This is a genomic window from Brachybacterium sp. 107 (assembly GCF_052379725.1).
Classification (GTDB): Bacteria; Actinomycetota; Actinomycetes; order Actinomycetales; family Dermabacteraceae; genus Brachybacterium.
In genome coordinates this window covers 183,143-209,508 of sequence record NZ_JBQSYW010000005.1, presented here as the reverse complement: position 1 = coordinate 209,508, position 26,366 = coordinate 183,143, and the positions used below count along the sequence as shown (strand labels likewise).

Here is a 26,366-nt window from a genome sequence, read left to right as displayed (position 1 = left end):
ACCCTAGAGCGATGGATCGCTCCGACGGGGCAGCGACGCGGAATGGAAACCGCCCGGACGGCCACAACCGCCTCGGTGCAGGGTGTGCAGGAGGCCGCCTCGGAGAGAGCATGCCCGAGTCCGCAGCGCGCTCAGAGAGCCCAGGGGTCGTTCTTCCGCAGGGTGACGGCCAATCTCCGGTACGAGACCAGGCGGGCGGAGCCGGCGCTCCCCGCTCTCCCCTCGGCGACCAGGGCGTCGAGGGCACAGTCGGAGGCGTCCTCGAGATGGGTGCATCCACGAGGGCAGGACTCCGCGAGCGCGGCGAGATCGGCGAAGGCGTCGAGCAGCTCGTCGGGGTCCACGTGGCCCAGGCCGAAGGACCGTACACCGGGGGTGTCGATCACCCAGCCGCCGGAGTCCTCGACCCGCTCCGACCCCTCAGCGGCGGGGAGCTGCATCGCGAGCGCGGAGGACGAGGTGTGCCGGCCCCGACCGGTGACGTCGTTGACCACCCCGATGGCGCGGTCCGTCCCCGGGACCAGGGCGTTGATCAGGGTGGACTTCCCGACGCCCGAGTGCCCGATGAGCACGCTGACCCGGCCGTCGAGCCGTTCGCGCACCTGCTCGAGCCCGATGATCCCGCCGGAGCTCTCCCGCTGGGTGACCACGTGGTCGAGCCCGAGCGGTGCGTACGTGTGCAGGAACTGCTCGGGGGAGCGCAGGTCGGCCTTGGTCAGCACGAGCAGGGCATCGATCCCCGCCACATAGGCGGCGACGAGGCAGCGGTCGATCATGCCGCCGCGGGGTTCCGGTTCGGCCACCGCGGTGACCATGACCATGAGGTCCACGTTGGCGACCAGGGGGCGCTCCGTGGAGTCGTCGTCGTCGGCGCTGCGCCGCAGGAAGGAGCTGCGCTCCTGGATCCGCACGATCCGGGCGAGGGAGCCGTCGCGGCCCGAGGTGTCACCGACGAGCGCGACCAGATCGCCGGGCACGACGGGGGAGCGGCCGAGCTCCCGGGCGCGCATCGCCGTGACGGTGCGCTCCTCGGGAGTCCCGGCGGCGACCACGGTGCGCCAGCGGCCGCGGTCCACCGACACCACGCGCGCCGTGATCGCGTCCTCGTGCTTGGGACGATCCTTCGTGCGGGGACGGGATCCGCGTCGGTTGGGCCGGACGCGGATGTCGGACTCGTCGTACTCCCGGGCCGATCGGCTCACGCGTCGCCGTCCGCGAGAGGCTCGGTGTGCAGCATCGACAACCACATCCCCACGAAGTCCGGCAGGGTCTTCTGGGTGGTCCCGATGTTGACCACGCGCAGCTCGGGCACGCGCAGCCCGATGATCGCGGCGGCGGTGGCCATGCGGTGGTCCTCATAGGTCTCGAAGACCGTGCCGCGCAGCTCGCCCGGATGGATCTCCAGGCCGTCCTCGAGCTCGAGGGTGCGGGCACCGAGCTTGGTGAGCTCCGTGGCGAGTGCCTTCAGCCGATCCGTCTCATGACCGCGCAGATGGCCCACGCCTCGCAGGGTGGAGGGTGAATCGGCCAGCGCGGCGAGAGCCGCGATGGTGGGGGTCAGCTCGCCGACCGCGGACAGGTCGGCGTCGATCCCGTGGAGGGCACCGGTGCCGCTCACGCAGATCGACGTGTCCTCCCGCCAGACCTCCGCACCCATCCGGGTGAGCAGGTCGCGGTAGGCATCGCCGGGCTGCGTGGTGGTCTCCGGCCAGTCGTCCACGGCGATGGTGCCACCGGTGACCAGCGCCGCAGCCAGGAACGGCCCGGCATTGGAGAGATCGGGCTCGACGACGATGCGCACGGGCCGGATCGCGCCGGTGCTGACGCGCCACCGATGGCGCCCCTGGTCGTCCGTGCTGTGCGAGCCGTCGATGCCGACCTGACGCAGGGTCGCCAGCGTCATCTCGATGTGGGGGAGCGAGGGGAGCTTCTCGCCCACGTGCACCAGCTCGAGATCGGCATCGGCGCGCGCCGCGACCAGCAGGGCGTTCGAGATGAACTGGCTCGAGGCCGACGCATCGACCTCGACGGTCCCGCCGCGGAGGCGGCCCGTGCCGTGCACGGTGAGGGGGAGGTGCCCGGGCTCGCCGTGCTCGGTGACCTCGACCCCCTGCCGGCGCAGCACGTCGATGACCGGTCCCATGGGTCGGGCCAGGGCTCCTTCGTCACCGGTGAACCGCACGTCCCCGTGGTGCAGGGCCGCGAGCATCGGGACGAAGCGCATCACGGTGCCGGCCAGACCCGTGTGGATCTCCACCGGTGGCTCCGGATGCTCCGACGGCGGCGGGAGCGGGGTCACCAGCAGGGAGTCGTCCCGCACCTCGAGGGTCGCCCCGAGGCGCTCCAGGGCATCTCGCATCAAGCGGGTGTCGCGGGAGACGAGGGCTCCTCGCAGCTCGGACGGCTCGTTCGCCGCGGCGGCCAGCAGCATCCACCGTGCGGTCAGGGATTTCGAACCCGGCACCCGGACCAGGGCGTCGACGGGGCGATCAGCGACCGGAGCGGTCCACAGCACCTCGGAGACCACCGGGCGTCAGCCTTGCTGCGCGGCGAGCTGCTTCTGGGCGGTTCCCACCGCGCTCCTCGCCTTCTTCTCCAGCTGCTCGGACTTCTTCTCGAGCTCACGCTGCTTCGCGGCGGCCTTCTTCTGGCTGCGCTCGACGAACTGGTTCACCTGGTAGCCGTGCGACGGGCGCCCGTCGTGGTCGACCACGGCCAGCAGCACGCCGCCGAGCAGGCCGGCGTCGGTGAGGATCGACTGGATCTCTTCCATGCGCTCCTCGCCGCGCAGCTCCCAGACCTTCTTGCGACCGGCCCAGCCGACCGACGTGGTCATCAGGAGGGCGGCGGCTGCGGCGCGCGGGTAGCGGTTCGTCGCGTACAGGACACCAGCGCCTGCGGCGACCGCTCCGGCGGCGCGCACCACGGTGCGGGCGTCCAGGAAGTTCGGGGCCGACGTCTTGGCGAGCGTCGAATCGAACGCGTCGAACGCCTGGGGGTAGACGTCGATCTCGCGCTCGGGGCGCATGACGGTGCGCACACCTTCGACGATGAAGGGAGCGGCGAGCAGGGGGCGAGCGATGCGTCGGACCAGGGCCATGGTGTCCTCACGTTCTGTACGGGGGCAAGCAGTTCCGGTGACGCCGGGCGGGGCAGGGAAGTCCTGCCCGGGAGGTCACCGACGTCCAGACTACCGCCCAGGGAACATTCGTGATGCCTGAAGCGTTGCACCCTGTGGAACCGGAGCGCCCGGCTCCCCAGAGCATGCTCCCGGAGCCGACCGGCAGGGGCTCAGGAACGAGACGACAGCGGACCGGAGGGATGGAACGCGTATGACGACAGCGGTGCTGAGGCAAGCTCCTCCCCGCCGACCTGGCGTAGGTTGGAGGGCGATGACCCAGACAGATCCCGCCCCGAGCCCAGACACGGGCCTTCCGGACGGCGCGCCCGACGGCGACGCCACCGGCGGTGTCGCCGAGTTCGATTTCGAGTCCGAGGCCCTGTCCCACCTCGACTCGCTCTACGGCGGCGCACTCCGGATGACCCGCAATCCCCACGACGCAGAGGACCTGGTGCAGGAGACCTTCATGAAGGCCTTCCGCGCCCGGGACCGATTCACCCCGGGCACGAACATGCGCGCCTGGCTGTACCGGATCATGACCAACGGCTACATCTCGACGTACCGGCAGAAGCAGCGCCGGCCCAAGGAGGCCTGGAGCGACACCGTCGAGGACTGGCAGCTCGCCGAGGTCGGCTCGCACACCAGCAGCGGTCTGCGCTCCGCGGAGACCGAGGCGCTGGACCACCTGCCGGACTCCGCGGTCAAGGACGCGCTGGGCGAGCTGCGGGAGGACTACCGCATGGCCGTCTACTACGCGGACGTCGAAGGCTTCGCCTACAAGGAGATCGCGGAGATCATGGGCACCCCCATCGGCACCGTGATGTCGCGGCTGCACCGCGGCCGTCGCCAGCTGCGCGAGATGCTCTCCGACTATGCCTACCGCAGCGGATACCTGCGCGATGATCCCTCGGCCCCCGCCGCGAGCGGGACCGACCAGGACGACACCCGATCGATGGACCGGGAGGAGGAACGATGAACCAGGACGAGAAGACGGCACGCGACACCGATCTCACCGCGGACGGCCCCACACCGGAGAGCCGCCGCGACCCGCGTTATCGGCTCGACGAAGCCCTGGACGGTGAGCTCCCGCGCGAGACCGTCGAGCGGATGGCACGGCACACGGAGGACTGCCCCGAGTGCGCCGACGAATGGGAGCGCGTGCGGCGCATCAAGGAGCTCGTGCGCCGCAGCTGCACCGAGGACCGTGCGCCGACCTCCCTCCGGGAGCGGATCGCCGTGCAGTGCCGCACCGTCTCCGTCACGCGGACCACCGAGGTCGACGGGACGACCAGCGTGCGCATCACCTCCACCAGCGTCCAGGGGGAGATCCCGGGCAGCTGAACTCGGGCCGAGCTCGGAGCAGCCGGGCACGGCCGGGCATGACAGAGGGCCCCTCCCGAGATGGGAGGGGCCCTCTGTCATGCCGCCAGCAGCGGCATCACGGTCAGCAGTTGGGGCGCTTGCCGTGATTTGCGCCGTTCTTACGGCGAGACTTGCGCTTACGTCCTCGCTTGCTCATCACGTTCTCCTTCCTCGCCCGGGTAACCCGACGATTGTGCCACATGGTGGGGCCCGGCCAGCTCGCGGAACGGGCCGGCAGACCTCGCTGAGGCGGAGGTCACTCGGTCAGGAGGAGGTCCCCAACCAGGAGCCGAAGCCTCCGTGCAGGACCAGCCAGGCCACGAGCCCGTATCCGGTCTGTCCCGGGTGATCCCCCGGGGATCGGGCGACGTCGGTCTCCCACTGCTCGTGCCCGACGAGCCCGCCGACGAGGTCGACATAGGGGATGCGACGGCGTGAGCAGACGTCCTCGAAGGCTCCCGACAGCTCTCGGACGCCCTGCGTGATCCCCGGGTCGCGGCTGGGCGGCGGCCCGACCACGAAAGCCGGGATCCGCAGCCGCTCGAGCCCGTCGAGCACCTTGGCCAGGTTGAGCCGGGAGCGGGCCAGGGAGACCCCGGCCGCGACGTCCGCGCGCCCCAGGGCGAGCACGACGCGGTGATCGACGCTGCCGTCGGACTGTGCGGCCTGATCCATCCGACGCTGCACCTCGTCGTCCCAGCGGTCCGCGAGGGAGGCGGAGGACTCACCGGGCAGCGCCGACGTGAACACGTCGAGGCGATTGTGCGCCCCCTGTTCGCTGGCGACGGCACGGCCGAGCCAGCCCAGGGCACGAGCATCACCGATACCGGCGAGGAGCTCGTCTCCGAGTGCGATGATCCGGATCCGGGAATCCGGATCCGTGGCGGACGATGTGGGCACAGTCTGCACCGGGACCTCCTGGGCCTGGGACGGGAACGTCAACTGAAACGACGGTGGGGGCCGCGGGCGACCCCGCCACCCCCACCTGGCGCTCACGACTCGCATGCACGGACGAGCAGAACTTCCTGCTCGGCGTTGTGCGTGGCGTTGGAGCCGGTCGCCGGGGAGGCCGACGCGGCACGCGCCACGACCTTCAGCGTGCGGCCCACCTCGACCGCGAAGTTCACGGCCATGAAGGACCAGGCGCCCTGGTTCTGCGGCTCCTCCTGGACCCAGGTGAGCTCGGCGTCGGGGTACGACTCGAGCACCTCGAGGATCTCCTCGGCGGGCAGCGGGTACAGCTGCTCGATGCGCACGATCGCGGTATCGGTCAGCCCCTGCTTCTCCCGCCAGGCGACGAGGTCCCAGTACACCTTCCCCGAGGTGAGCAGGACGCGCTTGACCGCCGAGGGATCGACGGTGGTGTCGGCCAGCACGGGTTCGAAGCCACCGGTGGTGAAGTCCTCGACGGAGCTGACGGCCGCCTTGTTGCGCAGCATCGACTTCGGCGTGAAGACGATCAGCGGACGCTTCGGCTCGAGCTTGGCCTGTCGGCGCAGCAGATGGAAGTAGCTCGCGGGGGTCGACGGGGCCGAGACCCGCATGTTGTCCTCGGCGCACAGCTGCAGGAAGCGCTCGATGCGTGCGGAGGAGTGGTCCGGGCCCTGGCCCTCGTAGCCGTGGGGGAGCAGGAGCACGACGCTCGAGTTCTGGCCCCACTTCTGCTCCGAGGCCGAGATGAACTCGTCGATGATCGTCTGCGCACCGTTGACGAAGTCTCCGAACTGCGCCTCCCAGAGCACGAGCGACTCGGGGTTCTCCACCGAGTAGCCGTACTCGAAGCCGAGCGCGGCGAACTCCGAGAGCGAGGAGTCGTAGACGTTGAAGCGTCCCTGGTCGTCGGACAGGTACGACAGGGGCGTCCAGGTGTCGCCCTTCTCGTGGTCGATGAGGACGCTGTGGCGCTGCACGAAGGTGCCGCGTCGGGAGTCCTGACCGGCCAGACGCACGCGTCGGCCCTCCATGAGCAGCGAGCCGAAGGCGAGCAGCTCGCCATAGGCCCAGTCGATCCTGCCCTCGGTCGACATCTGCTGGCGCCGCGTGAGCACGTTCATCAGCTTGGGATGGACCGTGAAGGAGTCCGGCACCTCACCGAACGCCTGGCCGATGTGCGAGAGCACCTCGGCACCCACAGCGGTCTCGACGGCGTCTCCCTCGACGGCGCCGGCCTCGGCGGCCGCCGTGCGCTGGGAGGCCGGCAGCTCCAGCCCCTGCACGCTCGAGTCCGGATCGACCTCGGAGGCTCCGGCGCGGGTCGCGGCGAAGGCCTCGTCGAGGTGCTCCTGGAAGTTGCGGACCAGGCCCTCGGCCTCGTCCTCGGTGAGGTCGCCGCGCTCGATCAGCGCCTCCATGTACAGCTTGCGCGTGGAGGGCTTGTCGTTGATCAGCGAGTACATCTGCGGCTGGGTCATCGAGGGGTCGTCGCCCTCGTTGTGCCCGCGGCGGCGGTAGCAGACCATGTCGATCACGACATCGCGATGGAACTTCTGGCGGTAGCTGAAGGCGATCTCCGCGACCCGCACGCAGGCCTCGGGGTCATCGCCGTTGACATGGAAGATCGGCAGCTGGGTCGACTTCGCGACGTCCGTCGAGTAGAACGACGAGCGCGAGGAGTCCGGCAGCGTCGTGAAGCCGATCTGGTTGTTGATGACCACGTGCACCGTGCCGCCGGTGCGGTACCCGCGCAGCTCGGACAGGTTCAGGGTCTCGGTGACCACTCCCTGGCCGGCGAAGGCCGCGTCGCCGTGCACGAGGATCGGCAGCACCGGGAACTCCTCGGGCCGCTCGAGGCGGTCCTGCTTCGCCCGGGCGATGCCCTCGAGGACGGGGTTGACCGCCTCGAGATGCGAGGGGTTCGCGGCGAGGTAGACCTTGGTGGTCTCGCCGTCGTGGGAGGTGTAGGTGCCCTCCGTGCCCAGGTGGTACTTCACGTCCCCCGAGCCGGGGTTCTGGCCGAAGTTGCCCTCGAACTCCTGGAAGATCTGGCCGTAGCTCTTCCCGGCCAGGTTGGACAGGACGTTCAGACGGCCGCGGTGGGACATCCCGATGCAGACCTCGTCGACGCCGTCGTGCGCAGCGCCGTGCAGGACGGCGTCGAGCATCGGGATGACGGACTCGCCGCCCTCGAGGGAGAAGCGCTTCTGGCCCACGAACTTGGTCTGCAGGAAGGTCTCGAACGCCTCGGCAGCATTGAGCCGATCCATGATGTGCGTGTGCTCGACCTTGTCGAACGGACGCCGCGGCGTCTCCATCTGGTCCTGGATCCAGGCGCGTTCGTCCGGATCGGAGATATGCATGTACTCCACACCGATGGTGCGGCTGTAGGCATCGCGCAGCACCCCGAGGATGTCGCGCAGCGGCATCTCGTCCTTGCCGCCCAGACCACGTGTGGGGAAGGTGCGATCGAGGTCCCACAGGGTCAGCCCGTGGGTCTCGACGTCCAGATCGGGGTGGTTGCGCACCCGGTACTGCAGCGGGTCGGTGTCCGCCATGAGATGGCCGCGCACGCGGAAGGCATGGATGAGGTCCATGACCCGCGCGAGGCGCTCGGACTTGGAGTCCTTGAAGGGGTTGTCCGGCACCCAGCGGATCGGCTGGTACGGGATCCTCAGCGCCGCGAACACCCGGTCGTAGAAGCCCTCCTTGCCCAGGAGCTTGTCGCCCATGCGCTTGAGGAACTCGCCGGAGGCGGCGCCCTGGATGATGCGATGGTCGTAGGTCGAGGTCAGCGTCATGACCTTCGAGACCGCGAGGTCCGCGAGCGTGGCGGGGCTGGCACCCTGGAACTGCGCGGGATAGTCCATCGCGCCCACGCCCACGATCGTGCCCTGGCCCTGCATGAGCCGGGGGATCGAGTGGACGGTGCCGATGCCGCCGGGGTTGGTCAGCGACACCGTGGTGTGCGCGAAGTCGTCCATCGTGAGCTTGCCGCCGCGGGCCTTCCTCACGACTTCCTCGTAGGCCCTCCAGAAGCCCAGGAAGTCGAAGCGCTGGGCGCCCTTGATGCTGGGCACGACCAGGCCACGGCTGCCATCGGGGCGCGGCATGTCGATGGCGAGACCGAAGTTTATGTCCTCGCGCTTGAGGAGGAGCGGCTTGCCCTTCTCGTCGACCGCGAAGCCGTTGTTCATATCGGTGATCTCGGTGATCGCCTCGATCATCGCCCACCCGATGAGGTGCGTGAACGACACCTTGCCGGCGCGGTTGCGCTTGAGGTGGTTGTTGATGACGATGCGGTTGTCGAACAGCAGCTTCACAGGCACATCGCGCACGGACGTCGCCGTGGGCACCTCGAGCGACTCGTTCATGTTGCGCACGACGGCGGCGGCGGGGCCGCGCAGCTTGACGGTCTCCGGCTCGCGCAGCTCGACGACGGGGATCTGCGCGGTGGTGGTGGGGATCTTCGCCGGGCGGTCCGAGGTGGTCGACACGGAGGGCGTCGGCCGGGAGGTGGCCTTCGCGGGTTCGTCGTTCACAGGAGCAGCTTCCTTCGCGCGCTGAGGGGATGCCGCGGCGGACGCGGCCTGGGGTGAGGGTGCTTCAGGAGCCGGTGCGGGCTCGGGAGCGGCCGACGGAGGGTCGGCCTGCGTGGCGGGATCCGCCTGGGGAGACGTGTCCTCCGGGGTCTTCTCCTGCTGCTCCATCGCAGCGGGAGGACTGCCCGGGGAGGGCTCGTCGAGGGCAGGTGCCTCGGGCGTCAGCTCACCATGGGTGGAGAAGTACTCCGCCCAACTGGGGTCGACGCTGGAGGGATCCTGCTGCCACTGCTCGCGGAGCGAGTCCACGAGCCACTGATTCGGGCCGAATTCCGAGTTCTCGGAGCCCTGTGTCTGCTGTGACACTCTGAGATCGCCAGCCTTCTCACGGTCGAGTGATACGGATAGCCACAGCCTAACGGAGCAGGACTCGTCGCATGCGCCGCTCGCGTGCTCCGGGGGCGTTTGACGGCCCTGTGGTGTGGGACGTCACGTCGCGAGGTGGGCCTGGGGAAGGACCACCCGGATCAGCGAGGAACGGCCATCGCCGTCGACCTCGGTTCGCGGGTCGTCCAGCACCTCGATCGTGCCGCCATGCAGCCCCACGGCCCAGCGCGCGATCGCCAGACCCAGCCCGGTTCCCCCTGAGCTGTCCGCATATCCGCCCCGCTGGAAGCGCTCGAACACCCGGGAGCGGTCCTCGAGGGCGATGCCCGGGCCCTCGTCGTGCACATCGATCCGTACCCCGTCGCCGTCCTCGAGGCAGGCCGCGCTGATATGGATCCGGCCACCTGCGGGGGAATGCCGAGCGGCGTTCTCGAGCAGGTTGTGGATGACCTGATGGATGCGCGCCGCATCGGCGGTGACCATCAGGTCGGCCGGCTCCACCTCGACGATCCAGCGCACGTCCCGGCCGCCGGAGGCGAGGGTCGCCGCGTCGACCACCTCATGGAGGAAGGGAGTGAGCTCGATGTCCTCGAGGTCCAGCTCGACGACCCCGGCGTCGAGGCGGGAGAGGTCCAGGAGGTGGTTCACCAGCAGCGAGAGCCGCTCCGTCTCGGTGAGGGCCACCTCGAGCGCGGCAGGATCCGGTTCGGTGACGCCGTCGACGAGGTTCTCCAGCTGTGCGCGGAGGCCGGCGACAGGAGTGCGCAGCTCATGGGACACGTTCGCGACGAGGTCGCGGCGCATGCGGTCGGTCTGCTCCAGCTCGGAAGCCATGGTGGAGAAGGCCTCGGCGAGCTGGCCGATCTCATCACGGCTGCTGGAACGGATCCGCTGGGTGTAGTCCCCACGGGCCATCGCACGCGCCGCCGCGGTGATCTCCCGCAGAGGAGAGGTCATGCCTCGCGCCAGCAGCTGGGTGAAGACGAGCGCGGCGATCACGACCAGGGGGATGGCCAGCAGCGGCTCGATCCCGGCGCGGATGCTGATCTGGGTCAGCAGCGCCGCGACCAGCACGACAGCACCGACCAGGATCCCGAGCTTGACCTTGAAGGAGCGGAAGCGGTCCAGGGGGCGCACGTCGAGGCGCTCCGGCACCCTGCGGCGCGGGACCTGCGGCGCGGACCCGTCGGCCGGTGGATGCTCCGTGGTCACGGGGAGGACGGGGGGTCGACCGGCGTGCGCAGCGAGGAGATGTCCGTGGGGTCCTCTGCGAGAGAGTCCTCGTCCACGTCCTCCTCCGGGACCTCCAGGGCGTATCCCACGCCGTGGACGGTGCGGACCAGGTCGGCGCCGAGCTTCCGACGCAGCGCCTTGACGTGCGAGTCGACCGTGCGGGTCCCCGTCGCGTCGATCCAGTCCCAGACGTCCGCGAGCAGCTGCTCGCGGGTGAGGACGGTGCCGGGGGCGTTGGCGAGGCACAGCAGGAGGTCGAACTCGGTGGGGGTGAGGTGGGCCGGCACGCCCGCCCTCATCACCCGCCGGCCGGCTCGGTCGATCACCAGGTCACCGAACTGCATCGCGACGTTCTGCTCGGTCTCCGAGGCGGGCGCCGGGGTCGTGCGGCGCACCCGTCGCAGCAGCGCCTTGAGGCGTGCGGCGAGCTCACGCATGGAGAACGGCTTGGTCATGTAGTCGTCCGCGCCGACGCCGAGCCCGACCAGCATGTCGGTCTCGTCGTCGCGGGCTGTCAGCATGAGCACCGGGACCGGCTCGTCGGCCTGGATGCGACGGCAGACCTCGAGGCCGTCGAAGCCCGGGAGCATGACATCGAGGACGACGACGTCGGGGCGCACCTCCGCCACCGTCCGCACCCCGGACGGGCCATCGAGCGCGGTGGAGACCTCCCAGCCCTCGGCGGTGAGCCGGTCAGCGATGGCGCGGGTGATCGTCGGCTCGTCCTCGATCACGACGACGCGCACGGGCTGGGCCGACGGGGATGCTGCCTGGTCCGGATTCGACATGCCGCCACTCTAATGCGCGACGACTGCGACGACCCTGACATCGATGCGCGCGGCGAGTGCGCTGGCAGTGCTCGGCGAGTGCTCCGGGAGTGCTCCGGGAGCGCTGCTGAGGAGCTGCGTGGGCCGGGGCCGGCCGGTGCGAGCGGACGGATCCTGCGGGAGGAGCGGGCCGGGTGGTCAGCGGCGAACGGCAGGGGGAGCCCTCGCAGACGTGACCGAGGACGCCTTCTGGTCGCATCCACAGGTGGCGAGGCACACTCTGCGGACGCGCTCCCGTCAAGACCGGGCAACCTTTGGGGCATTCGGGCAAAAACTTGGCAATGTCACGGGTGACCTGCTGGTCCTTTGGGGTGACGGGGTCGTAGGTTATTCGAGGTTGTTCGGCGACGCGTCCTTCCCCTGTCCGGCGTCGCGCTCGGACAGACGTACGAACCGGAATACGCAGTCGAACTGGAAGCAGGTCTTCACGTGGCGAATCACCGCGCCGATGGACGCGCCTCGGTGCGCAAGCTCCGAGCGATCGGGGGCACCCACCGTGACGCCGCCCTTCCCGCCAGTGCGGTGAAGGCGGGCGTGCTCGGCGTCCTCGCCACCGCCACGATCGCTGCGCCCCTGGCCGCTGCTGCTGCCGGCATCGACGAGACCGCCGCCACCGGCGAGACCGCTGCGGCGCAGGCGCCCCAGTCGGTCGCCCAGCCCGCGGAGGTCCCCGCAGCACCCGTCTCCCTGCCCACCGCAGACCTCTCCGCGAGCGTCGGAACGGCCGGACTCGAGACCCGCGACGACGACTCCGACTCCACGCGCAGCACGGATCGCACCTCTCCCGCGAAGAGCGAGAAGGCTGCCGACGCCGCGAAGGCCGAGGCCGCAGGCAGCACCGGCATCGAGGTCGCAGCGCCGGCTCCCGAGCCGACCGTCGAGGCGGAGGCCGCACCCGCGGACGCCTCGGCCGAGGCCGACGGTGCCGCGGCACCGGCGAGCAACGGTGGCTACATCAATCCGGTGAACGCCCCGATCACCTCCGGCTTCGGCGGGCGCATGCACCCCGTCCTCGGCTACTTCAAGGGCCATAACGGCGTCGATTTCGGTGCCTCGTGCGGCACTCCTGTGAAGGCGGCCAAGGCCGGCAAGGTCGTGGCCGTCGAGTACAACAACGCCTCCGGCAACCGGGTCAAGGTCGACCACGGCAACGGCGTCGTGACCGGCTACTACCACCTGCAGGGCTTCAACACCTCGGTCGGCGCCACCGTCCAGCAGGGCGACACCGTCGGCTACGTCGGGTCGACCGGCCGCTCCACCGGCTGCCATCTGCACTTCGCGAAGATGGACGAGGCGGGCAACTACTCCAACCCGATGTCGATCCTGCGGTGATCCGTTCCGGGGCGCCCCTGGTCCTCGGGGTGGAGTCCTCGTGTGACGAGACCGGGTTCGGGCTCGTCTCCGAGGGAGTCCTGCTCGGACAGGGATTGGCGTCCAGCGCGGCTCAGCACGCAGATTTCGGGGGAGTCGTCCCCGAGATCGCGGCCCGCGCCCATCTCGACGCCGCGGTCCCCACATTGCATCTCGCCCTCGAGGATGCCGGGGTCGAGCTGGCCGACATCACCCACGTCGCCGTCACCTCCGGCCCGGGGCTCGCCACCGCGGTCCACGTCGGCCTCGCCGCGGCGAAGGCGGTCGCCTGGTCGTTGGACAAGCCGCTGTACGGCGTCCACCACCTCGCCGGCCACGCCGCCGCGGACACCCTCGAGCACGGCCCGCTCCCCGAGCGCAGCATCGTGCTGATCGTCTCCGGCGGCCATACCTCGATCCTGGCGGTCGGGGACCTCGTGCGCGATCCCATCGAGCATCTCGGGGACACCCTGGACGACGCCGCGGGGGAGGCCTTCGACAAGGTCGCCCGCCTGCTGGGCCTCGGATACCCCGGCGGACCGGCGATCTCCCGGGCAGCGGCCGGCGGCGACCCGGCCGCCTTCAGGTTCCCCCGGGCGATGCTGCGGCCGGGAGATGCCCCGTTCGTCTTCTCCTTCTCCGGGCTGAAGACTGCGGTCGCCCGCACGGTGGAGCGGATCGAACGCGCCGGCGAACTGGTCCCCGTCGCCGATATCGCCGCCTCCTTCGAGCAGGCCGTCGTGGACGTGCTGGTCACCAAGGCGCTGCGGGCCGTGCGTGAGCGCAACCTGGGCACCCTGGTCATCGTCGGCGGCGTCGCGGCCAACGCGCGTCTCCGTGCCGTGGCGCAGGAGCGCTGCGATGCCGACGGCATCGAGCTGCGGATCCCGCCGCCCGCGCTGTGCACGGACAACGGCGCCATGATCGCTGCCGTCGGGGATCTCCTCGTGCGCAGCGGGGCAGATCCCAGCGGACTGCGGATCGCCGCGGATCCCTCAGCGGTCCTGCATGGGGCTCAGCTGCCGCTGCCGAGGTGAGTGCTTCCTGAGGTGAGGTCCGCCTCACACCTCGGCCCACCAGCCGCCGCAGTGTCCCGTCGGGCCCCGAGGACTTGCTAGACTCGTACGGTCGGCCCGCGTAGCTCAGTGGATAGAGCGTCTGCCTCCGGAGCAGAAGGTCGTAGGTTCGAATCCTGTCGCGGGCACGTCGGACGTCCCCGGTCAGCGGCCCTTGTGGCCCCTGACCGGGGACGTCGTCGTTCCGGCTCCATCACCGGCAGGAGGGCGGAATGCCCGTGCACAGCCCGTTCGTCCGCTTCGACGATGTCCCGGGCGGCACCACGCGGCAGTTCTCCGTGTTCCGGGAACAGATCACGGCCCGCACCCTCAGCGAGGTCCGGCCCGCCCTGGCCGCGGTGCAGGCCAGGGTCGACGCGGGCAGCTGGGCGGTCGGCATGATCACCTACGAGGCCGCCCCGGGGCTCGATCCTGCACTGCCCGACCAAGCGCCCGCCGACGACCTGCCGCTGCTGTGGTTCGGCATCGCGGACGCTCCGGACAGCCCTGATGCTCCTGACAGCCCTGATGCTCCGGACAGCCCTGATGGTCCTGACCGTCCTGCGAGGAGCGATAGTTCTGACGATCCCGGTGCACCCGGCGGCCGGCCGCCGTCGCCGGCCTCACGGGGCGGCTACGAGATCGGACCGTGGCACGACGAGTGGAGCCCCGAGGCCCACGCGGGGAGGATCGCCCGCGTGCACGACGCGATCGCCGCGGGGGATACCTACCAGACGAACCTCACCACCCGCCGACGCGGCACGGTCACCGGCGACCTGCTCTCGTGCTACCTGGACCTCGTCGTCGCGCAGGGGACCGCCCACGGCGCCTACCTCGACCTCGGCGGCAGCGCGATCCTCAGCGCGAGCCCCGAGCTGTTCCTGTCCCGCAGCGGCGACCTGCTCACGACGGCTCCGATGAAGGGCACTGCCGCCCGGCACGGGAGCCCGGCCGCCGATGCCGCCTCGCGCGCCTCTCTGCTGCACAGCGCCAAGGAGCGCGCCGAGAACGTCATGATCGTGGACCTCCTGCGCAACGACCTCTCCCGTCTGGCACGGCCGGGCGGTGTCGCCGTGCCCTCCCTGCTCGACGTGGAGAGGTACCCGACCGTGTGGCAGATGACCAGCACCATCACGGCGAGAGTGGACCCGGTCATCGGTCTGGAGGAGACGATGGCCGCGATGTTCCCGTGCGGCTCCATCACGGGCACCCCCAAGGCCTCGACCATGGCGCTGATCCGTGACCTGGAGAGCAGTCCGCGGGGCATGTACTGCGGGGCGATCGGGTGGATGGCCCCGGCCCGGGACGCCGCGGACGGTCCGGTGCCGGCGAGCTCCTCGTTCAGCGTCGCGATCCGCACCCTCGTCGTCGACCGGTCCGACGGATCCGCCGTGTACGGGGTGGGCAGCGGCATCACGTGGCCCTCCGAGGCGGCCGCGGAGCATGCCGAGCTCGGGATGAAGACGCGAGTGCTGGATCTGCTGGGCTCCCATCGAGCCGTGGCCGCGGAGCCGGACCGGGACACCGCGCCGTTCGCCCTGCTCGAGACGCTGGCCGTGGTCGACGGGCTGCCCCGGCACCTCGAGGAGCACCTGGACCGACTCGAGGCCTCCGCGAGCGCCTTCGCCATCGCGTGCGATCGGGATCAGGTGCGCGAGGCGGTGGGCGTCCGGGCGCGGGCGCTCGGGGCGAGCGGGAGCGACGTGATCCTGCGCCTGGCCCTCGGTCAGGACGGCGAGATCGTGCTCAGCGACCGCGCCCTCCCGGCCCGTGACCGCACGCCCGTGGTCCTCGCCCTGGACGACGTGCTCCAGGACCCTGACGCCCCGGCCGTGCGGCACAAGACGACGGACCGGGCCCATCTCGCGGCGGCCCTCGCCCGAGCCCGGGACAGCAGCGCCGGATTCCCGAGTGCGGGGGACGCGGGAGATCCGGGTGCTGGCGACAGGTGCGCCGTGGGCACGACCGCTGCGGACGACGTGATCCTGCGGGGCCGCGACGGCCGCGTCACGGAGACGACGATCGCGACCCTGCTCGTGGAGATCGACTCTCGCTGGTGCACCCCGCCGCTCGAGGACGGCTGCCTCGCAGGTGTCGGACGGCGCCTCGCGCTCGAGGCCGGGCAGATCCTCGAGCGCGAGATCACCGTCGTCGAGCTGCGGGCCGCTTCCCGGATCGCCCTGCTCAGCTCGGCGCGCGGATGGCGACCCGCGGTGCTCAGCTCTCCCGGCGCAGGTCGTTGAGGCGCTTCAGCGCCGCCCCGACCTGGTCGGGTCCGGAGATGCGGTAGCCGGCGGCGGTGTCACCGTCACCGACCTTGATGCCGACGTCCCGGTCGCCCAGCTGGGCGAAGACGGACTCGTCGGTGACGTCATCACCCAGGTAGAGCCAGGCATCGGCCGCGCTCGCCCGCGCGAGGGCGTCGATCGCCGCGCCCTTGGAGGTGTGGACCACCGAGAATTCGACGACCTCCTTGCCCGGGGTGACCGTGACATCCGGCAGGGTGACCGCGTACTCGAGCGCGGACTCGGTCGCGTTGATCGACCCGCGGCCCTTGGCATTGCGCGTGTGCAGCACGGCGGCCGACGGCTTGGTCTCGACCTCGACGCCCGGGTGCGCGCGGGCGATGCGTCGCAGGTTCTCCGTGATGGACCGCAGCAGGTCCTCCTTCTCGGGAGTCATCGACAGCGCGGCCGAATCGAGCACCTCGGACTGCATCCACGGCGGGAGCGCCCCGACCTCGGCGCCGTGGGATCCCACCAGCACCACGGAGCTCGGCATCCCGGTGTGGGAGTCGAGATCCTCCAGGGCCCGGCCCGAGACCAGGGCGACCGCGACCCCTGGGAGCTCGGAGAGCGCACGGAGGGTCGACAGCGCCTTCGGATCGGGTTCGACGGCGTCGCGGTCGGAGACGATCGGGGCCAGCACGCCGTCGAAGTCCGAGGCGATGAGGATCCTCGGCACATCCGAGAAGTCCTCGAGAGCTCGATCGAGGGCCTCGGGGTCCGTGGAGTCGCCTCCGGCCAGCCGCACCGTGGGTCGCGTTCCGTGGGCAGGATCGCCCGACTGCTCCAGATGCTGCAGGAAATCGTGCGCCCAGGCCTGGACGTCGTTCTCCATCACCTGATGGCGCAGGGAGCGCATCGCCTCCTCCTGCTCCTCCTCGGGCATGGCGAGCGCGCGCAGGATCGCGGACTTCAGCTCGTCGATGTCGTGGGGATTGACCATGACGGCCGCACGCAGCTCGTCCGCGGCGCCGGCGAACTCGCTGAGCACGAGCACCCCGCGCAGGTCGGGCCGGGAGGCCACGTACTCCTTGGCCACCAGGTTCATGCCATCACGCAGAGCGGTCACGAGCACCACGTCGGCCGCCATGAACAGGGCGGTCATATCGCGACGGTCGAAGGAGCGATGCTGATAGGAGACCGCCGGACGACCGATCGGGGCGTGGTCGCCGTTGATGCGGCCCACCGTCAGCTCGACCTCGTCACGCAGCTGGCGGTAGGCCTCGACGCGCTCACGGGACGGGGTCGCGACCTGGATCATCACCGTGTCGTGCGGGTCGATCGAGCCGTCGTTGAGCAGCTCGCCCCAGGCCTTGAGGCGATGGCGGATGCCCTTGGTGTAATCCAGACGGTCCACCCCGAGGACGATCTTGTGCGGATCGCCGAGATCCCGACGCAGCTGCGCGGCGCGCTCCCGCACCTCCGTGTCCTCGGTGAGCGCGGAGACGGCCTCGGAGTCGATCGAGATCGGGAAGGTCTGCACGAGCACCTCGCGCACCGGGGCGGCACCCACACCGGGAACCGAGATGACCTGTCCGTCGACCTGGTAGCCCAGCAGCTTGCGCACGGCGCCCAGGAAGTTCTGCGCATCGCTCTCGCGCTGGAAACCGACGAGGTCCGAGCCGAGCAGGCCTCGCAGCATCTGATTGCGCTTGGGCAGCTGGGAGAACAGCTCGACCGAGGGGAAGGGGATGTGGTTGAAGAAGCCGATCCGCACGTCGGTGCGGTCATCGCGGATCATTCGCGGCACCAGCTGCAGCTGGTAGTCGTGGACCCAGATCGTGCCGCCCTTGCTCGCCACCGCTCCTGCGGCGCGGGCGAAGCGACGGTTCGCCGTCACGTACGAGTCCCACCACGTGCGGTGGAACTCGGGGTCGACGATGACGTCGTGATAGAGAGGCCACAGCGTGGCGTTGGAGAAGCCCTCGTAGTACCGCTCGACGTCCTCCTGATCGAGACGGACGGGATACAGGCTCATGCCGTCGGCCTCGAAGGGCTCGGGCGCCTCGCCGGGGGATCCGCCCCAGCCCACCCAGGCGCCGGAGTCGACCGTGCGCATCACCGACTCCATCGCGGTGACGAGGCCGCCGGGGCTCGTGACCCATTCGGTCGCGCCGTCGGGCAGGGTGCGGGAGTCGACGGGCAGGCGGTTGGCGACCACGACGAGGTCGTGGCCCTCGGCCGCAGACCAGTCTGCAGGATCGGACGCAGGACTCGACGGAGAAGGGGACGCAGGACCGGGCACGAGAACTCCTTGACGACGGTCGGGTGGGGCGGGCGACGAGAGCTGTGCGGCGCAGCGACGGGATCGGGCCGGGGCAGGACACCGCGGCAACTCTCGAGCTCGTGCTCCGAGAGTACCAAGTGCGTTCGCTCACCTGCTGTGCCTGTGCCGGGAGAGAAGGCGCCATGACCAGCAGTGCTGACCAGTGCAGATGGCCCCCGACCGGATGGACCGTCGTGCGGCCGCCAGGGTGCGGGGCGACCGTACGACGGACACGGCGCCGCGCGGGGCGCAGCCCCGTCTAAGGTCGACCCGCAGCACGATCCTGTCCGGCGTCACCGGCGCCGACCGGATCCCCGCACCACTCACCTCCGCACCACCCCAGGAGCAGACATGCGCGCCCATGAGGCCGGAGCCCTTCACGGCAACGACGCCGCCCCCACGTGGCTCCCGTACCCCACCGACGTCAACGTGCTCATCGACGGGCTGTGGTCCGCGACCACCCGACGCAACTCCGAGGGTGCGGTCGAGGTGGGAGGTGTGGACGTGCGGCGCATCGCCGAGGAGGTCGGGACCCCGGCCTTCGTCCTCGACGAGGACGACTTCCGCGGCCGCGCCCGCGAGTTCCGCAATGCCTTCGCCGAGGCCTTCGCGCCCCATGCCGGAGCCGACGTGTACTACGCGGGCAAGGCCTTCCTGTGCGGAGCCGTCGCGCGCTGGGTCCAGGAGGACGGGCTCGGCCTGGACGTGTGCACCGGCGGCGAGCTCGCCGTCGCGCTGCGCGCCGGGTTCCCGGGGGAGCGCATCGCCCTGCACGGCAACAACAAGTCCGTCGCCGAGCTGCGTCGCGCTCTCGACGCCGGCGTCGGCCGTATCGTGATCGACTCCCTGGACGAGATCGACCAGGTCGCCGCGGTCGCCGCCGAGCTGGGGGTGCGCGCCTCGGTGATGCTCCGGGTGACCACGGGCGTCGAGGCCCACACCCATGAGTTCATCGCGACCGCCCATGAGGATCAGAAGTTCGGTCTCTCGCTCACCGGCGGCGCCGCCTTCGAGGGCGTGCGCCGCACCCTCGAGACGGAGCACCTCGACCTCCTGGGGCTCCACTCCCACATCGGCTCGCAGATCTTCGACACGGGCGGCTTCGAGGTGGCGGCGCGTCGTGTGCTGGATCTGGTCGCTCAGGTCAGGAACGAGCTCGGCCACACCATCGACCAGCTCGACCTCGGTGGCGGCTTCGGCGTCATGTACAACACCCAGCACACCCCGGCGACCCCTACGGCCCTCGCGGTCGGCATCGCCGGGATCGTGGAGAAGCAGTGCCACGAGCTCGAGCTCGACGTGCCGCACGTGTCCTTCGAGCCGGGCCGCGCGATCGCGGGGCCCTCCACCCAGACCCTGTACTCGGTCGGCACCGTCAAGGATGTCCGTCTCGGCGGCCCCCACCACCGGGTCTACGTCTCGGTCGACGGCGGCATGAGCGACAACGTGCGCACCGCGCTGTACGACGCCGACTACTCGTGCCTGCTGACCGGCCGCGTCTCCGACGAGGCCCCCGAGGTGGTGCGTGTGGTCGGCAAGCACTGCGAGAGCGGGGACATCGTGGTCAAGGACGAGTACCTGCCCTCGGACGTGCAGCGCGGGGACCTGATCTCGGTGCCGGTCACCGGTGCCTACTGCTACTCCCTGGCGTCGAACTACAACCACGTCCCGCGGCCTCCCGTCGTCGCCGTCCGTGGCGGAGAGATCCGCACCCTGATCCGTCGCGAGACGGAGGAGGACCTCCTCGGCCTCGACGTGGGGTGATCCGTGCGGGGGCTGCACGGCGGAAGCGTCCCTCGCGCGTCGGGTGCTCCTCGCGTGCAGGGCGTCCTCGCCGCCCTGCCCCCTCGTTCCCGGGCAGGTCCCGCGCGGCCCGGCCCCGCGGGACCTGTTCCCGCACCGTCCATCCGTCGTCCCGCACGTCGGTCATCTGCGTTCATGCTCGGTCACGGAACCGACGCGCCCTCGGATACAGTTCGAGAGCCCGCCCGGCCACCCCGTCGGACCATGTGGAAGGACCACCTCGCACATGTCACAGTCATCGCCCAGCAGCTCCCGGCCCTCGGCCCCGTCGGAGCTCCCCGCGCTCCGCGTCGCCGTGCTCGGAGCCGGCACCGTCGGCACCGAGGTGCTGCGTCTGATCTCCCAGCAGGGGAAGGACCTCGCCCACCGCATCGGTGCGCGACTGGACGTGGTCGGCGTCGCCGTGCGCGACACGACGCGCGACCGCGGCGAGCACGTCCCCGCAGATCTGCTCACCACCGACGCCTCCGCCCTCGTGCGCGATGCGGATCTCGTCATCGAGGTCATGGGCGGGATCGAGCCGGCCCGCAGCCTGCTGCTGGAGGCCATGTCCCACGGCGCGAGCGTCGTCACCGCCAACAAGGCGCTCCTGGCCCAGGACGGTGCCTCCCTCTACGAGGCCGCCGACACCCACGGGGTGGACCTGTACTTCGAGGCCGCCGTCGCAGGAGCCATCCCGCTGGTGCGCCCGGTGCGCGAATCCCTGGCCGGCGACCGCATCCAGCGTGTGCTGGGCATCGTCAACGGGACCACCAACTACATCCTCGATGCGATGACCCGCTCCGGCGCGAGCTTCGAGGAGGCCCTCGCCACGGCGCAGGAGCTCGGATACGCCGAGGCCGATCCCACCGCCGACGTGCAGGGCCATGACGCCGCCGCGAAGGCCTCGATCCTGGCCTCGCTCGCCTTCCACTCCCGGGTGCGCCTGTCGGACGTGCACTGCGAGGGCATCACCGACGTCTCCGCGCAGGACATCGCCGCGGCCGCCCGCATGGGGCGCACCATCAAGCTACTCTCGATCGTCGAACGGGTCCAGGACGAGAGCGGGGAGCGGATCTCCGCCCGCGTGTACCCGGCGCTCATCCCGGACGGGCACCCGCTGGCTTCGGTCTCCGAGGCGTACAACGCTGTCTTCATCGAGGCGGACGCCGCCGGCTCGCTCATGTTCTACGGGCAGGGGGCCGGGGGAGCCCCGACCGCCTCCGCGATCCTCGGCGATGTGGTCTCCGCCGCCAGCCAGCGCGTGCGAGGCGGTGTGGGTCCCCGCGAGTCCCGCTATGCCGAGCTGGACCTGATCCCGCTCGACGACCTGCGCAACGCCTTCTACATCTCGCTCACCGTGCAGGACCGTCCCGGCGTCCTCGCCGAGATCGCCGGCACCCTGTCCGGGTACGGGATCTCCATCTCGACCATCCATCAGGAGCTCCTCGACCAGCAGGCCGACGGGGGTGAGCAGGCCCTGGCGCACATCGGCATCAGCACGCACCGTGCCCTGGAGTCCGCGATGACCGCGTCCCTGGACGTGTTCTCCTCGACCTCGACGGTGCTGAGCATCGATTCCGTCCTCCGTATCGAAGGAGAATGACCCCTATGGCACATCAGTGGCGCGGCGTCCTCGCCGAATATCGCGAACACCTTCCCTTCGCCGACACCGACACCCTGCTCACGCTGGGGGAGGGCGGCACCCCGCTCGTGCCCGCACCGGCGCTGTCGAAGCGGGTCGGCGCGGACGTCCACATCAAGGTCGAGGGCCAGAACCCGACCGGATCCTTCAAGGACCGCGGCATGGTCTCGGCCATGTCGAAGGCGCTCAACGACGGCGCCACCGCCGTGGTCTGCGCGTCGACGGGCAACACCAGCGCCTCGGCGGCCGCCTATGCGACGGCCGCCGGCATGACCTGTGCAGTGCTGCTGCCCGAGGGCAAGATCGCCGCCGGGAAGCTCGCGCAGGCCGTGGTGCACGGAGCCAAGCTGATCCAGGTGCAGGGCAACTTCGACGACTGCCTCGAGATCGCCCGCAAGCTCGACGCGGAGCATCCCGTCGAGCTCGTGAACTCCGTGAACCCCTACCGCCTGCAGGGACAGAAGACCGCCGCCTTCGAGGTGAGCGATGCCCTGGGCCGCGCGCCGGACATCCACATCCTGCCGGTCGGCAACGCGGGCAACATCTCCGCCTACTGGATGGGCTACCGCGAATACCACGAGGCGGGCATCAACCAGGCGCTCCCCGCGATGTGGGGGTACCAGGCCGCCGGTGCCGCACCCTTCGTGGCCGGACGCCCGATCAGCAACCCCGAGACCGTCGCGACCGCGATCCGGATCGGTGCCCCCGCCTCCTGGGACCTCGCGGTCACCGCCCGTGACGATTCCGGCGGTCTCATCGACGCCGTCTCCGACCAGCAGATCCTCGACGCGCAGAGCCTGTTGGCCGCGGAGGTCGGGATCTTCGTCGAGCCGGCCTCCGCCGCAGGCGTGGCAGGCCTGCTCCAGCAGTCCGAGCGGGGCCTGGTCCCCGCCGGCGCGACGATCGCCATCACAGTGACCGGCAACGGGCTCAAGGACATCGACACCGCCCTCTCCCAGCGCGATCTCACCCCCACGGTGATCCCGGTCGACATCGCCGCCGCCGCGGAGGCCATCGGCCTGTGAGGATCCAGAACACGCGGGTGTCCGTCCAGGTCCCGGCGACCTCCGCGAACCTCGGCCCCGGTTTCGACACCCTCGGGCTCGCGCTCGGGCTGTGCGACGAGCTCGAACTCGAGGCGACCACCGGCGGGATCGAGGTCCGCGCCGAGGGCGAGGGCTCGGGATCGGTGCCCACCGGCGAGGAGCACCTCGTCGTGCGAGCTCTGCGCCGTGGCCTCGACCACGCGGGCGCCCCGCAGATCGGGGTGCGCCTGGCCACTCTCAACCGGATCCCGCACGGCCGGGGACTGGGATCCAGCGCCGCGGCGACGATCGCCGGTCTGTTGCTCGCGCGCGGACTGCTGTCCGAGCCGGACGCCCTGGACGACGAGACCGTGCTGGACCTCGCGACCGAGTTCGAGGGCCACCCCGACAACGCCGCCCCAGCGCTGCTCGGCGGCGTGGTGCTCTCCTGGATGTCCGGCGACCGTGCCCGTTCCGTGCCGCTCACGCATGCCCCCGGAGTGCTGAACCCCCTGGTCCTGCTGCCCTCGAGCACGCTGTCCACGCACCAGGCGCGGGGACTGCTGCCCGCCGAGGTGCCCCACGCCGATGCGGTCTTCAACGCCTCGCGCACCGGCCTGCTGGTCCACGCGCTCGGCGGGGACGCCGAGCTGCTCATGGAGGCGACGGAGGATCGCCTGCACCAGGAGCAGCGCTCCGCCGGCATGCCCCAGAGCGTCGAGCTGATGCGCGTGCTGCGGCAGGAGGGCCATCCCGCCGTGATCTCGGGAGCCGGGCCCTCCGTGCTCGTGCTGAACGGTCGACGGTCCGAGGTCGCGCCGCTGGTGCGCCGGATCGTCACCGATCCGACCGCGTGGCGCATCGCCCAGGTCCCGCTGCGGGAGAAGCCTGCCGCCCCTGTGGTAGGTTGAGCCTGCGTCCAGGCGGCATCGTCCGATGGCGAGCATTGCAGCAGTATCTGCCGGCAATGCCCCGTGTCCCGATGCATCCCTGAGCAGCGTCCCGCATGAAACCTGCGCTCCGCGCACGCCGTGCCGAGCAGGCCCGTGCACCCGACGCCGACGCACCCCGAAGCACACCAGCAGGCCGACCATCGGTGCCCTGCACCATGGCGTCACCTTGCTCGGATGAGCCGCTGAAGCACCCGGACCCCGTCCTTCTGCCTCGCAGCGGCAACCAGACCAGAACAGAATCGGCTCCGTCCGGTTCGACAGGAAGGAACCCGGGTGAACGACACCACCTCCGACGCGGATCTCGCGGCGAAGAAGCTTCCCGAGCTGCAGTCCATCGCGACCGGCCTCGGCATCAAGGGCGCACGGCGCCTCCGCAAGGGCGAGCTCATCGACGCCATCCGTGGGGGCGGATCCTCCCAGACCGCCCCTGCCGCTGCGTCCGAGGCCCCGGCCTCGAGCGCGTCGGCCGTCGCCACCGAGCCTGTGGCGCCCGCCGAGGACTCGCAGGGCACGGCCCAGCGCGACAGCTCGTCGGCGCGGTCCGCACGCACCGCCTCCGCACGCACCGCCTCCGCAGGCGACGAGCAGGGCCGTTCGGCGCGGTCCGAGACGGACGAGGCACCCACGCGGTCGCGGTCCCGCTCCCGCTCGGCCGCTCGTGATCAGGCCGAGGACAACGCCCCGGATCTGGGCATCGATCTGCCCGAGCGTCAGGGCGGGCGCCGTGGCAGCCGCCGCGAGGAGACGCGCTCCTCGGGCGACGCCCGCGACGACAGCCGTGAGGACACGCGTCGCGAAGACGCTCCTCGCGAGGACACCCGCCGCGAGGACACCCGCCGCGAGGAGGACCACCGCGACGGTTCCCGCAGCGAGGGATCGCGCCGGGACGATTCCCGTCGCAGCGGTTCGGACCGGGACGACGAGGGTCGGTCCTCGCAGCACGGACGCGACGGTCAGGACCGTCGCGGCAACCAGCAGGGCGGCAACCAGCAGGGCGGCAACCAGCGTCGCCGCCTCGAGGACATCGCACTGCCGGACCGCTCGGGCGAGAACGACGAGGATCGCAACCAGGGCGACGACTACGACGACGACAGGCGCGGCCGTTCGCGCAGCCGTAACCGCTCGCGTGATCGCAAGCGTCGCGGCCGCGGCCAGAACGACCAGGGCGGTCAGGAGTCCCAGGGCGGCCAGAACTCCCAGGGTGGCCGGAACTCGCAGGGCAACCAGGGCAACAGGAACGATCAGCAGGAGGACTCCGAGCCGCGTGGCGGCGAGGAGCTGATGACGGTCGCCGGCATCCTCGACATCCGCGACAACAACGCCTATGTGCGCACCACTGGTTACCTCCCCGGAGCCAGCGATGTCTACGTGACCATGAACCAGGTCAAGCGCGCCGGTCTGCGCAAGGGCGACGCGATCACCGGTCAGGTGAAGGCTCCCCGCGACGGCGATGATCAGCAGGTCGAGCAGCAGCAGCACCACGGCGGCGGTCGCAACCGTCGTGGCAAGGGCGGCGGCGGGAACAACCAGAGCAAGTACGCCGCGCTGGTCCAGGTGGACACCGTCAACGGTCTGCCCCAGGACAAGGCACGTTCGCGGGTGGACTTCAGCAAGCTGACGCCGCTGTACCCGGATGAGCGCCTGCGCCTGGAGACCGACCCCAAGGGTGTCGCTCCTCGCCTGATCGATCTCGTCTCGCCCATCGGCAAGGGGCAGCGCGGTCTCATCGTCGCTCCGCCGAAGGCCGGCAAGACGATCATCATGCAGCAGATCGCCAATGCCATCACCACGAACAACCCTGAGGTCCACCTCATGGTCGTGCTGGTCGACGAGCGTCCTGAGGAAGTCACCGACATGCAGCGGACGGTCAAGGGTGAGGTCATCGCCTCCACCTTCGACCGCCCTGCCTCGGATCACACGATCGTCGCGGAGCTCGCCATCGAGCGGGCGAAGCGCCTGGTGGAGATGGGCCGCGACGTCGTCGTGCTGCTGGATTCGCTCACGCGTCTCTCGCGCGCCTACAACCTCGCCGCGCCGGCCTCGGGCCGCATCCTCTCCGGTGGTGTCGACGCCTCCGCGCTCTACCCGCCCAAGCGGTTCTTCGGTGCGGCGCGCAACATCGAGCACGGTGGTTCGCTGACGATCCTGGCCTCCGCCCTGGTGGAGACCGGCTCCAAGATGGACGAGGTCATCTTCGAGGAGTTCAAGGGCACAGGCAACATGGAGCTGCGTCTGTCCCGCCACCTCGCGGACAAGCGCATCTTCCCGGCCGTGGACGTCAACGCCTCCGGCACCCGTCGCGAGGAGGAGCTCATGGGCAAGGAGGAGCTGGCCATCATGTGGAAGCTCCGGCGCGTCCTGGGGTCCCTCGAGCAGCAGCAGGCCCTCGAACTGCTCATGGAGCGGGTCAAGAAGACCCAGTCCAACACCGAGTTCCTCATGACGGTCCAGAAGAACACGCCGAGCGTGAACGGTCGCAACGCCGACTGATCCACCACCTCGCATGACGACGGGGCGTCTCCCTAGCGGAGGCGCCCCGTCGTCATGCTGTGGTGACCCCGCCCACCGGTCCGCGTGAGCCGGGCTGGGTGCAGCCGACT

General features: G+C 70.5%; 19 protein-coding genes and 1 tRNA gene. 11 read left to right on the top strand and 9 right to left on the bottom strand.

Annotation, left to right across the window (positions count from 1 at the left end):
• Positions 1–131: 131 nt before the first annotated feature.
• Genes rsgA through ACT3UL_RS08370 form a run of 3 tightly spaced genes read right to left on the bottom strand, consistent with a single transcriptional unit; the run spans position 132 to position 3,100 of the window.
• Positions 132–1,202, bottom strand: coding sequence for a ribosome small subunit-dependent GTPase A (gene rsgA, locus ACT3UL_RS08380; RefSeq protein WP_444577790.1), 1,071 nt, complete (start codon positions 1,200–1,202; stop codon positions 132–134).
• Positions 1,199–2,527: a 3-phosphoshikimate 1-carboxyvinyltransferase gene (gene aroA, locus ACT3UL_RS08375; protein ID WP_444577789.1), complete on the bottom strand. Its 1,329-nt coding sequence runs from the start codon at positions 2,525–2,527 to the stop codon at positions 1,199–1,201. The genes rsgA and aroA overlap by 4 nt, the downstream gene beginning before the upstream one ends.
• Positions 2,528–2,533: 6 nt before the next feature.
• Positions 2,534–3,100, bottom strand: a complete 567-nt coding sequence (locus ACT3UL_RS08370) for a hypothetical protein (protein ID WP_444577788.1) — start codon at positions 3,098–3,100, stop codon at positions 2,534–2,536.
• 292 nt (positions 3,101–3,392) lie between these two features.
• On the opposite strand from ACT3UL_RS08370, the gene ACT3UL_RS08365 reads away from it, so the two are divergent.
• Positions 3,393–4,097 (top strand): sigma-70 family RNA polymerase sigma factor, encoded by a 705-nt coding sequence (locus tag ACT3UL_RS08365; protein WP_444577787.1) that lies wholly within the window; start codon positions 3,393–3,395, stop codon positions 4,095–4,097.
• Positions 4,094–4,462 (top strand): mycothiol system anti-sigma-R factor, encoded by a 369-nt coding sequence (rsrA, locus tag ACT3UL_RS08360; RefSeq protein ID WP_444577786.1) that lies wholly within the window; start codon positions 4,094–4,096, stop codon positions 4,460–4,462. The genes ACT3UL_RS08365 and rsrA overlap by 4 nt, the downstream gene beginning before the upstream one ends.
• Before the next feature lie 103 nt (positions 4,463–4,565).
• Here the strand turns inward: rsrA and ACT3UL_RS08355 are convergent, their stop codons facing one another.
• The 5 genes from ACT3UL_RS08355 to ACT3UL_RS08335 form a co-directional block, all read right to left on the bottom strand.
• A complete protein-coding gene (locus tag ACT3UL_RS08355; RefSeq protein ID WP_370696128.1) occupies positions 4,566–4,640 on the bottom strand; it encodes a 50S ribosomal protein bL37 in 75 nt (24 codons plus the stop codon).
• Between the two features lie 107 nt (positions 4,641–4,747).
• A complete protein-coding gene (locus ACT3UL_RS08350; RefSeq protein WP_444577785.1) occupies positions 4,748–5,392 on the bottom strand; it encodes a GDSL-type esterase/lipase family protein in 645 nt (214 codons plus the stop codon).
• 83 nt (positions 5,393–5,475) lie between these two features.
• Complete coding sequence (locus ACT3UL_RS08345; protein ID WP_444577784.1) at positions 5,476–9,324, bottom strand: multifunctional oxoglutarate decarboxylase/oxoglutarate dehydrogenase thiamine pyrophosphate-binding subunit/dihydrolipoyllysine-residue succinyltransferase subunit; 3,849 nt, start codon at positions 9,322–9,324, stop codon at positions 5,476–5,478.
• Between the two features lie 123 nt (positions 9,325–9,447).
• The gene (locus ACT3UL_RS08340) at positions 9,448–10,557 is read right to left on the bottom strand and encodes a sensor histidine kinase (RefSeq protein ID WP_444577783.1); all 1,110 of its coding nucleotides are present in this window, start codon (positions 10,555–10,557) and stop codon (positions 9,448–9,450) included.
• Positions 10,554–11,366: a response regulator transcription factor gene (locus ACT3UL_RS08335; RefSeq protein WP_444577782.1), complete on the bottom strand. Its 813-nt coding sequence runs from the start codon at positions 11,364–11,366 to the stop codon at positions 10,554–10,556. Before ACT3UL_RS08335 ends, ACT3UL_RS08340 begins: the two co-directional genes overlap by 4 nt.
• Positions 11,367–11,834: 468 nt before the next feature.
• On the opposite strand from ACT3UL_RS08335, the gene ACT3UL_RS08330 reads away from it, so the two are divergent.
• The 4 genes from ACT3UL_RS08330 (at position 11,835) to pabB (ending at position 16,053) form a co-directional block, all read left to right on the top strand.
• The gene (locus ACT3UL_RS08330) at positions 11,835–12,737 is read left to right on the top strand and encodes a M23 family metallopeptidase (protein ID WP_444577781.1); all 903 of its coding nucleotides are present in this window, start codon (positions 11,835–11,837) and stop codon (positions 12,735–12,737) included.
• A complete protein-coding gene (tsaD, locus tag ACT3UL_RS08325) occupies positions 12,734–13,792 on the top strand; it encodes a tRNA (adenosine(37)-N6)-threonylcarbamoyltransferase complex transferase subunit TsaD (protein WP_444577780.1) in 1,059 nt (352 codons plus the stop codon). Before ACT3UL_RS08330 ends, tsaD begins: the two co-directional genes overlap by 4 nt.
• Before the next feature lie 94 nt (positions 13,793–13,886).
• Positions 13,887–13,959, top strand: a tRNA-Arg gene (locus tag ACT3UL_RS08320).
• 84 nt (positions 13,960–14,043) lie between these two features.
• The gene (gene pabB, locus ACT3UL_RS08315) at positions 14,044–16,053 is read left to right on the top strand and encodes an aminodeoxychorismate synthase component I (RefSeq protein WP_444577779.1); all 2,010 of its coding nucleotides are present in this window, start codon (positions 14,044–14,046) and stop codon (positions 16,051–16,053) included.
• Here pabB and ACT3UL_RS08310 read toward each other — a convergent pair.
• Positions 16,028–18,256: a bifunctional alpha,alpha-trehalose-phosphate synthase (UDP-forming)/trehalose-phosphatase gene (locus ACT3UL_RS08310; RefSeq protein WP_444577809.1), complete on the bottom strand. Its 2,229-nt coding sequence runs from the start codon at positions 18,254–18,256 to the stop codon at positions 16,028–16,030. The two genes, pabB and ACT3UL_RS08310, sit on opposite strands and share 26 nt — an antisense overlap.
• Before the next feature lie 456 nt (positions 18,257–18,712).
• Between ACT3UL_RS08310 and lysA the strand changes: the two genes are divergently transcribed.
• The 5 genes from lysA to rho all read left to right on the top strand — a co-directional run bounded on the left by lysA (position 18,713) and on the right by rho (position 26,256).
• Positions 18,713–20,125: a diaminopimelate decarboxylase gene (gene lysA, locus ACT3UL_RS08305; RefSeq protein ID WP_444577778.1), complete on the top strand. Its 1,413-nt coding sequence runs from the start codon at positions 18,713–18,715 to the stop codon at positions 20,123–20,125.
• Between the two features lie 265 nt (positions 20,126–20,390).
• On the top strand, positions 20,391–21,749 hold the full coding sequence (locus ACT3UL_RS08300) for a homoserine dehydrogenase (RefSeq protein WP_444577777.1): 1,359 nt from the start codon (positions 20,391–20,393) through the stop codon (positions 21,747–21,749).
• A gap of 5 nt (positions 21,750–21,754) precedes the next feature.
• The gene (gene thrC, locus ACT3UL_RS08295; protein WP_444577775.1) at positions 21,755–22,813 is read left to right on the top strand and encodes a threonine synthase; all 1,059 of its coding nucleotides are present in this window, start codon (positions 21,755–21,757) and stop codon (positions 22,811–22,813) included.
• A complete protein-coding gene (gene thrB / locus ACT3UL_RS08290) occupies positions 22,810–23,724 on the top strand; it encodes a homoserine kinase (protein ID WP_444577773.1) in 915 nt (304 codons plus the stop codon). The genes thrC and thrB overlap by 4 nt, the downstream gene beginning before the upstream one ends.
• A 315-nt stretch (positions 23,725–24,039) precedes the next feature.
• Positions 24,040–26,256, top strand: a complete 2,217-nt coding sequence (gene rho / locus ACT3UL_RS08285; protein WP_444577771.1) for a transcription termination factor Rho — start codon at positions 24,040–24,042, stop codon at positions 26,254–26,256.
• Positions 26,257–26,366: the final 110 nt, after the last annotated feature.